The sequence below is a fragment of the Sphingomonas sp. FUKUSWIS1 genome (genome assembly GCF_000733135.1).
Classification (GTDB): domain Bacteria; phylum Pseudomonadota; class Alphaproteobacteria; order Sphingomonadales; family Sphingomonadaceae; genus Sphingomonas; species Sphingomonas aerolata.
Genome location: NZ_JPJC01000087.1, coordinates 1 through 6,640, shown reverse-complemented (window position 1 = coordinate 6,640; position 6,640 = coordinate 1). Strand labels below are relative to the sequence as shown.

General features: G+C 67.4%; 7 protein-coding genes. 1 reads left to right on the top strand and 6 read right to left on the bottom strand.

The window, feature by feature from the left end; genetic code table 11:
• The first annotated feature begins 332 nt into the window (after positions 1-332).
• Complete coding sequence (locus sphsw_RS06240; protein WP_031439848.1) at positions 333-1,142, top strand: flagellin N-terminal helical domain-containing protein; 810 nt, start codon at positions 333-335, stop codon at positions 1,140-1,142.
• A gap of 388 nt (positions 1,143-1,530) precedes the next feature.
• Here the strand turns inward: sphsw_RS06240 and sphsw_RS06235 are convergent, their stop codons facing one another.
• The 6 genes from sphsw_RS06235 to sphsw_RS06210 form a co-directional block, all read right to left on the bottom strand.
• Positions 1,531-2,310, bottom strand: coding sequence for a FliA/WhiG family RNA polymerase sigma factor (locus tag sphsw_RS06235; RefSeq protein ID WP_031439847.1), 780 nt, complete (start codon positions 2,308-2,310; stop codon positions 1,531-1,533).
• Entirely contained in the window at positions 2,307-4,367 is a 2,061-nt protein-coding gene (gene flhA / locus sphsw_RS06230; RefSeq protein ID WP_031439846.1) for a flagellar biosynthesis protein FlhA, read from the bottom strand. The genes sphsw_RS06235 and flhA overlap by 4 nt, the downstream gene beginning before the upstream one ends.
• Before the next feature lie 4 nt (positions 4,368-4,371).
• Positions 4,372-5,238, bottom strand: a complete 867-nt coding sequence (locus sphsw_RS06225) for a hypothetical protein (protein ID WP_031439845.1) — start codon at positions 5,236-5,238, stop codon at positions 4,372-4,374.
• Between the two features lie 72 nt (positions 5,239-5,310).
• Positions 5,311-5,628 carry a hypothetical protein gene (locus sphsw_RS06220; protein ID WP_031394268.1) on the bottom strand — a complete coding sequence of 106 codons (318 nt, stop codon included), beginning with the start codon at positions 5,626-5,628 and terminating at the stop codon, positions 5,311-5,313.
• Entirely contained in the window at positions 5,615-5,929 is a 315-nt protein-coding gene (gene flgM / locus sphsw_RS06215) for a flagellar biosynthesis anti-sigma factor FlgM (protein WP_031439844.1), read from the bottom strand. Before flgM ends, sphsw_RS06220 begins: the two co-directional genes overlap by 14 nt.
• 66 nt (positions 5,930-5,995) lie before the next feature.
• Positions 5,996-6,517, bottom strand: a complete 522-nt coding sequence (locus sphsw_RS06210) for a flagella basal body P-ring formation protein FlgA (RefSeq protein ID WP_320481756.1) — start codon at positions 6,515-6,517, stop codon at positions 5,996-5,998.
• Positions 6,518-6,640: the final 123 nt, after the last annotated feature.

Below are 6,640 nucleotides of genomic sequence, written 5' to 3'. Positions count from 1 at the left end.
GATCCGATCCCGAAGCCCTGTGCACGCAGGGACGAGACGAGCGCATATTTGCGCGCCGTGACGGCAGCGGATGGAAAGATCGAGCGCATGAAGTCCCCCTGTGACGATTCGGGAATGCGGCCTTGAGGGTAAAGGCGCGGTTAAATCGTGCCGCGTCGCGGCAAACTATTTCCGGGCGCGTTCGCGCGCGCGTGTACGGGAGCGCGCCACGCCGGTGCGCGAGGGGCGGACTTTTTTTCCTAAAGCCCGGAGAAGCGCGGCCGTTACCCATCCTGACGGCTCGGTCCTTCGCCACGGGGGCGGCGGGGTAGCCGGCATGAAGGAGCTTAATCATGACTGTTATCGGGACCAACATCTCGTCGCTGCGCGCAGCTAGCGCATCGACCACCGCAAACGCTGCGCTGTCGACGGCCATGGAGCGTCTGTCCACCGGCAAGCGAATCAACTCGGCCAAGGACGATGCTGCAGGCCTCGCCATCGCATCGTCGATGACGGCGCAGATCAAGGGGATGAATCAGGCTGTCCGCAACTCGAACGATGGCATTGCACTTGCGCAGACTGCTGACGGCGCCCTCGGCGAGGTCACGAACATGCTGCAGCGCATGCGTGAGCTGTCGGTTCAGTCGGCGTCGGGGACCTATGACAACACCGATCGCGCAAATCTTCAGGCTGAAGTTGCCGAGCTTTCGGTGCAGATCACCAGCATCACTGACAATACGAAGTTTAATAAGGTCGCATTGTTTGGTACCGGGGACACGGTAATCAATATCCAGACCGGAGCGGGAAGCACCGATCAAGTTGCCCTGACGATCACTGGACTTGACCTCAGCACTGCAACAGACGCAGACATTTCCACTGCCGCTGGTGCCACTGCAGCCATCGGCCTCATCGACACGGCACTCGGCGCGGTGTCGACAACCCGTGCATCGCTTGGTGCAGGCCAGAGCCGCCTCGAGTCGGTCGTCAACAACCTGACGTCAAACTCGACGAACCTGTCGGACGCCAAGAGCCGCATCGAGGATGCCGATTTTTCGGCCGAGACGCAGGCGCTCGCCAAGGCGCAGATCCTGAGCCAGGCGTCGACCGCGATGCTCGCCCAGGCGAACCAGAGCCAGCAGGGCGTGCTGAAGCTGCTTCAGTAATCCGATCCCGGCGCCGGCACCGGCCCCCGATCGGGTGCCGGCGCCAGTCGGATCGCCTCCCGGTAAACGGGGCGCAGCGAACCCCGGTGGCCTCAAGGCCGCCGGGGTTTTGTGCATTGGGATGGCAGCGGGTCGGCTGAGCGAGGGTTGCCTTGCGCTATTTTCGCAATGGCGATCGGAGAGGCGGCGCGCATCCGCGCGGCGGCGGGATGATTCGCGGGCAACACATCATCGGCAATGTTCATACGCTCTATCCTCCCCCGCCAGAGGAAGGTGGCGCCAAAGGCGACGGAGCGGGGAGGACACGCAACAGCGGTTTTCCCTTTCCGCCCCCTCCGTCAGGCTGCGCCTGCCACCTCCCCCTTGGCGGGGGAGGATGAGGGGTACGTCAGACCTTGCGGGCGAGCGCGCGTTTCAGTTTCGCGTGCGCGGATGCCTTGATCTGGCAGACGCGGGCGGCGCCGATGTCGAAGACCGCGCCGATCTCCTCGAGGTTCATCTCCTCGACATAATAAAGCTGGATCACCTGCGCCTCGCGTTCCGGCAGCGCGGTGATCGCGGCGATCAGCGCGTCCCGCAGGTCGCTGTCGGCGAGCTGTTCGAACGCGTCGGGGGTGTCGTCGGCGAACCACGGCATGTCGTCGGCATAGACCTCGTCGATCGAATCGAACCGGATCGCGTCCGCGGTCACATAGTCGCTGCGCAGCTTGTCGATGCTGACGCCGATATGCTGGGCGATCATGGCGTCTCCGGGGGCCTTGCCCGTCTGGGCGGTGAGCGTGGAAATGGCGTCGGCATATTGCCGGCGGCGGCGCATCGCACCGCGCGTCGTCGTCGCCTGGCGCCGCAGTTCGTCGATCATCGCGCCGCGCAGGCGGGTCGCGACATAGGCCTTGAACGGCGTACCACGCTCCTCGAACCCGGCCGCGGCCTCGACCAGCGCGACGAGCCCGACCTGCACCAGATCCTCGACCTCGACGATGCTGCTCATGCTGCCGTGGACGTGCCAAGCGATCCGGCGGACCATCGCGAGATGCTGTTTGACGAGCTGGTCGGGGTCGCCGCTGGGGCGTTGCTGGGGACGATAGGTGAGGGGCCCCGTCGGGATTTCGCCGGCGCGCGCGGGGCGGGCCTTGTCGAACGCCGCCATCATCGGTTCGGCGCTCATGCGGCCAGCGCCTGCTGTGGTGCGCCGATGACCGCGACGACCTCGACCGCCTTGTCCTCGGGTACTTCGAAGAACGACATGACCGGGGTGTCGGGCAGGCAGGTGCGGACCAGCTTGCGGATTGCGAGGCGGATCGCGGGCTGGACGACCAGCGCGAACGGCTTGGCCTCGGCGATCAGCGGCTGCGCGGCATTTTGCAGCGCTTCGACGATGCGGCGGCCGAGATCGGGTTCGATGACGTGGCGGCGCGACTGGTCGGCGCGCATCGCCTGGCCGAGCAGCCCTTCGAGATGCCCCTCGAGCGTCATCACGCGGAGCGGCTCCCGCATCCCGCACAGCTTCTGGATGATCAGCGCGCCGAGACGCGGGCGGATCAGTTCGATGATCTCCTCGGCATCCTGGCTGCGCTGGGCGGCGACCGCGATCGCGGCGGCGATGCTGCGGAATTCCTTCAGCGGGATGTTCTCGGCGAGCAGGCCCTTGAGGACCTGGGTCAACGTGGTGATCGGGATCGGCGCGAGCGCGGTGACGAGTTGCGCCGCGCGCTCCTTCAGCCCGTCGAGCAGCGCCTGGACCTCGTCGGGGCCGAGCAGCTCGGACGCAGTCTGGCCGAGCAGGTGATTGAGATGAGTCGCGACCACGGTGCCGGGATCGACGACGAGATAGCCCGCGCCGGTCGCCGCATCCGCGTCCGCGGTCGAGATCCAGGTCGCGTCGAGCCCGAAAGTCGGATCCTTGGTGGTCTTGCCGATCAGCGAGCCGAACGCCTGGCCGGTGTCGAGCGCGAGCATGTCGTCGGGCGACACGGTGTCCTCCCCGACGACGACGCCGTTGACGATGATGCGGTAGACATAGGGGGCAAGGTTGATGTCGTCGCGGACGCGGACCTGCGGCACGACGAAGCCCAGTTCCTTCGACAGCTGGCGACGGACGCCGGTAATGCGGCCCATCAACGGCGATCCGCGGCGGTCGTCGACCAGCGGGACCAGGCCGTAGCCGATGTCGAGATTGACCTGCATGCCGTCGGTGACCTCGTCCCAGCCGATCTTCGACTGGTCGATCGCCTCGACGGGGGCGATGACGACGGGGGCGGGGCGACGCTCGATCTGGCGCAGCTTCCAGGCCGCGAACCCGGCGATCGCGGCGGCGGGCAGGATGACCATGTGCGGCATACCGGGCAGGACGCCGAGCAGCGCGAGGATGACCGCGACCGGCGTCCAGGTGCGCGGGGATCCGAACTGGCCGCCGATCTGGCCGGCGAGATCCTTGTCCGAGGTGACGCGCGTGACGATCGACGCTGCGGCGATCGACAGCATCAGCGAGGGAAGCTGTGCGACGAGCGCGTCGCCGATCGCGAGCAGGATGTAGTTGTGCGCGGCGTCGGCGATCGACATGCCGTGGCTGACGGGCCCCAGGATCAGCCCGCCGATGATGTTTGCGGCGAGGATCAGCATCGCGGCGACCGCATCGCCCTTCACGAACTTCGACGAGCCATCCATCGAGCCGTAGAAATCGGCCTCGGTGGACACCTCGATGCGGCGCGCCTTCGCCTCGTCGGGGGTGATGAGCCCGGCGTTCAGGTCGGCGTCGATCGCCATCTGCTTGCCGGGCAGCGCGTCGAGCGTGAAGCGCGCGCTGACTTCGGAGACGCGGCCCGCACCCTTGGTGACGACGATCATGTTGATGATCATCAGGATCGCGAAGACGAAGATGCCGACGACGTAGTCGCCGCCGATCAGGAACGTGCCGAACGCCTCGATGACGTGACCCGCCGCGCTCTCGCCCTCATGGCCGTGAACGAGCACGATCCGCGTCGAGGCGACGTTGAGGCCGAGGCGGAACAGCGTGGCGAACAGCAGCACGGTCGGGAAGGCGGAGAAATCGAGCGGCTTCTGCGCGTTCAGGGCGACCATCAGCACGGCAAGGCTGATCGCGATGTTCGCGACGAAGAAGATGTCGAGCATGAATGCCGGGATCGGCACGACCATGACGAGCACGAGCATCAGGATCGCGAGCGGCAGGACCGATGCACGGGCGTTGGAGAGCAGGCGGTTCATGGGTTCAGCCACCCATCTTCGCGAGCATCAGATAGGCGAGCCGCGCGGTGTCGGGCGTCGGCCGCAACAGGCTTGCCGAGGTCTGGCCCCCATTGAAACCGGCGTTCCGGGTGCCGAACCGGCCCATCGTCGACGTCGCCCAGGCGAGCGCGTCCTCGGCGCTTTCATTGTTGCCGGTGACGACCGTGCTGCCGTCCATGTCGAGCGCCTGCGCGGCGAACTGGACCGAGCCGGTCGTGGCCGAGCCGGTCGCGCCCGCGGCGGCGGCGCCGAGCTTTGTCGAGAATCGCTCGTAGATTGCCGACAGCGAGCGCGGCGTACCGTTGGACTCGTAGAAGACGCCGCGATTGGCGCGCGCGGCGGAGGGGAACAGCGCGGCACCGCTCGCGTCGGGATTGGCCTGCATCGTCGTCAGGAACTTCGACGCGCCGCCGAGCCCCAGGAAATGCGCCATATACAGATCGGTGCCGGTCGCGGTGCGGCCAAGCTTGCCCTCGAGCGCGTCCTTGTTGTCCGACGCATGTTCGGCCGCCATCATCGAGGCGGCGGCGGGATCGTTGCGCAGCGCGAGGATCGCCTGACGCGTGCCCGCATCCGCGACGCCCAGATGCCCGCCCGACGACTGGCCGATGCTGTCGGCTGCCCAGCCGAGCCCGTGCTCAGCGCCGTGCTTCTTGACGACCGCGAGCCAGCTCTGTTCGATGAACTGGTACAGACCCGACGCGCTTGACGTGCCCGCCTTGGCATTAGCGTTAAGCCCGCTTTCGAGCTTCGCCTGGCCGAGCAGATAGTCGAAATCCACGCCCGTCTTGCTGCTCGCAAGCGCGATCGCGGACTGGATCCGGCCGGTAGTGATAGGATTGACGGTCATCCCGCGAGTAATGTCCCTGTTTCAGGACACTACACAGCAAGGGGCGTGCCAGATCTTGCCCGGCCGCGCGGATCAGGCGTAGGCCGCACCCATGCGCGGGCGATAGCCGGCAATGCCGCCCTCGCCGGTCAAGGTTTGCAGGCGGCGGCGGACATTTGCCGCCATCAGGTTGGTATAGATGCGGCAGGTTTCGTTGAGGCGGTTCGCCTCGTCCGCCAGCTCGCGCAATTCGGGACCGGCAGGGCCGGTACCAAGCGTTGCGACCGCATTGATGCCGTCGAGCTTTTGCGTCGTCGCGCGTTCCAGCCCGGCCACGTCGTTGGATTTCAGCGCCGCGATCTCGGCATGCAGCGCGTCGATCACGCGCACTAGGGCGTCACGCCGGGTCATTCGGTGCCCATTCCAGTTTGAAGGCGAGGAGCCGGTCGGCGATCGTCGCGGGCAGGATCGGGAAGGTGCCGTTGGCGACCGCCTTCTTGACCGCGGCCACGCGCGCTTCGTTGATCGGGGCTGCGGCGGCCATCGTCCGCGCGAGCGCGATCGACGAGGTTGCCGAGGGTTCGGCCTCGACCGCACGGTCGGGCGTCTGCGCCAGGGGCTGGGCGACCGGCTGGGCGGGCGTCGTCGCGGCGATGCGCGCGACGCTGCGCTCGCCTCCCGTCAACGGCTTCGAGCCGATCGATTCCACCATGTCTGCACCCTCTGGTTCTTGCTGACAGAGGGAGAAACGGCCGGCGTGCGAAAAGCTTTAACAAAATTAATTCGTCCAGCCGGGCAGGGTCGCGCGGCCGCTGGCGACCGCGATCGCCTGGACCGGGGTGCGGGTGTCGTCGACCTTGACCATGAAGCGTGCGCCGGGGGCGGCATCGGCCAGCGCGACGCCCTCGCGACTGATCGAAAAGCCGTCGGTGCCAGCCTCGATCACGATCGGATCGCCGCGGCGGATGACGGGGGCGGCCTTCACGACCGGGGCATAGGCCGCACGGGTCGTGGCGGGCGTCGCGCCGGGGGCCGAGGCCGGGCGTATGACGGGGACGAAAATGCGCCAGGCGGGGCCGGCACAGGCGACGACCACCGCGTCATGCGCTTCGGTCCGCCACGACATCGCGACGGTCGGGCACGTCGCGAGCCGCAACCGCGAATCGACCGTCGTCCGCGCGCCACCCTCGGCGCCGATCGGCCGGCCGGTGAATGCCGAGACCGCGCGATCGAGCGCGGCGATATCCTGGAAGCCGGCGGACGGCGCACCGGCAGCGATCATCAACAGGGCGAGCATCATGAGGGGGTCCTTGGCGGTTCGCCGACAAAGGCTTGGGTGACGATGGCGGCGCGGCGGCCGGTGGTCGGCGACGTCGCGAGCGTCACGCGGCCGCGGGCGACATGGGCGATCGCGGCCGCGACC